2 protein-coding genes are annotated in these 2,328 nt (G+C 39.3%); both read right to left on the bottom strand.

Annotated features, from left to right (window positions below; genetic code table 11):
• On the bottom strand, positions 1 to 851 hold an 851-nt coding region (locus AAC037_RS23580; RefSeq protein ID WP_339906083.1), incomplete at its 3' end, for a TAT-variant-translocated molybdopterin oxidoreductase.
• A gap of 32 nt (positions 852 to 883) precedes the next feature.
• Positions 884 to 2,155 (bottom strand): c-type cytochrome, encoded by a 1,272-nt coding sequence (locus AAC037_RS23575; protein WP_339906082.1) that lies wholly within the window; start codon positions 2,153 to 2,155, stop codon positions 884 to 886.
• Positions 2,156 to 2,328: the final 173 nt, after the last annotated feature.

The raw sequence follows: 2,328 nt of genomic DNA, 5'->3' as shown, positions 1-2,328 counted from the left end.
GCAAGTGATAAGGTAGACTCAAACTGATAATGCCTGGACATTTTAGGATTTTCTTTCGAAATTTTCCTTCCTTGTGCATATTGTCTGGCAAATTCAATTGGAGAAATCCATGAACCTAAAAAATCAGCGCCAAAACTGACAATTACATTGGCCTTATCAAAATTATAAGATGGAAGCACACTGCTTCCATAATAAGTTTCACTTGCTTTGGTGATACCATAATTGGAAATTGGGTCATAAGTAATGACTTCAACATCTCCCATTTGGTCAGCGAATACTTTTATCGCCCTGTTTGTGCTTGGAGATAAAATGGTATTGCTAATGATTTTTATTGTTCCTGCACTTTTCAATTTGCCGGCTAACTCACCATCTAAAGCAGCCCAGTCAGCGGTTTTCCCTCCAATTTGAGGAGCCCTTAATCTGGCCTCATCATATAGAGATAAAACAGAGCCTTCTACAATGGCATTGGTACCTCCTTTGGTAATTGGTGACAATTCATTGCCATCAATTTTAATCGGTCTACCTTCCCTGGTTTTAACTACGACTGAAGCGTAGTCTCCACCTTTGCTGAAAGTAGATGCATAATAATTAGGAACAGAAGGATTGATATCAACAGGTTTGTTTACATATGGAATGGCCTTCCTAACCGGGGCTTCACAAGCTGCTAAGGAGGCTGCCGCCACACTAAAACCCATCATTTTTAGAAAGTCCCTTCTAGTGGAACTTCCGTCTTCTTTTTGATTGCTTTTTGAAGTAAAGCCGGGAAATTCCTGATCAGCATTTTTTACAAACTCGGGATCGTTTGTCAGCTGTTCTAACCCTTTCCAATATGTCTTTTTATTTTCTTTCATTTTATATTAAAGAAAAGAATGTTCGTAAAGATTTAATAGTGACACTTTGCACATTCCAAACCACCAATGTCTTTGACTTTCAAAGCATCGTTAGAGGATTCTGAATGCAATTGCACGAGTTTATCGTAATACTCATTGCCTTGAGTGGAAATTTCCGTATTTCTATGACAGTCAATACACCAACCCATGGTCAATGCACTGTGCTGAGAAACAACTTCCATTTCCTCTATAGGGCCATGACAAGTTTGACATTCGATCCCACCTACAGCAACGTGTTGAGAGTGATTGAAATAAGCCAAATCAGGAAGGTTATGCACCCTTACCCATTCAATAGGTTGATTGTTATCTACCGCATCGTATATTTTAGCAATTTCCGGAGAAACACCCTCTTTGCCTTCCACATTTTGAATGTGCATGTGACAGTTCATACAGATGTTTGCAGATGGAATATTTGCAGATTTCCCTATTTCTACACCCGTATGACAATATTGACAAGGGATTTCGTATTGTCCGGCATGAAGTTCGTGTGAGTAAGCAATCGGTTGACTAGGCGCGTAGCCTTGTTGCACACCCACCGTATACAATCCGTTTATGGCGGTCTTGACAACAAAGGCAAGAACAATGGCAGTAACGATGATGATCATACCGTCACTTTTAAAGATGCCTTTATAATCTGTCTTTTGGTTGATAAATTCCTTATCATCCTCATCCAGATTTTCGCTTTTGTTCATGTATTTGGTCAATACTGAAACAATAAGTCCCAAAACAACCAATACCAATACAAGAACGATTACAAGGACTACCAAGATTATGGTTAGGTATTCATTTGGAATTCCTCCACCTGAACCTGTTGCATCTCCACCCTCGGCAGTTGCTCCGGCTTCGGCGGCAGCAGGATCTGCTTTGTCACCATACTCAATGTAAGAAAGTAAGTTCGTTAGGTCATCGTCACTCAAAAAATCATGAGAAGGCATAACCGTGTTATTGAATTCTTTGAAAAGAGCTACTGCATCAGCATCTCCTCCTTGAATCAATACCTGAGAGTTGGTGATAAATTGTTTTGCCCAGTCCAACTCCCTCCTATCGGTAACTCCTCTAAGCGCCGGACCGACCAATTTCTGATCCAGTCTATGGCAGGTTTTACAGTTGGCATTAAAAATGGACTGACCCGCGGATATAGCTTCTTCGCTATCCGGAATTTCAGGGTCCACCGCATATGCCTGAATTCCTGAAAATAGGAATATCAGGACCAACAGATGGCATACGCGAATTGAAACCCCTAATATTGAGCGTTTGATCGACATAGTTATGTATACTTTTTTCAGATTTTCTCAGTGCAATTCAAATTCCCCACAAATGTACTACCCAACTTCTATTTTTCAAACTTGATCTTTACATGGCAATAATCCATATTAAAAACTAAATATACTATTTAAAATATTGTTTCTATGTATATAAATATAGATTAATCCTTTTT

This window comes from uncultured Cyclobacterium sp. (assembly GCF_963976465.1).
GTDB lineage: Bacteria > Bacteroidota > Bacteroidia > Cytophagales > Cyclobacteriaceae > Cyclobacterium.
This window is presented reverse-complemented; position numbering and strand designations above follow the sequence as displayed.

Coding starts and splice junctions, on each gene's coding strand:
- AAC037_RS23575 (WP_339906082.1), bottom strand. CDS start 2,155: ATGTCGATCAAACGCTCAATATTAGGGGTTTCAATTCGCGTATGCCAT.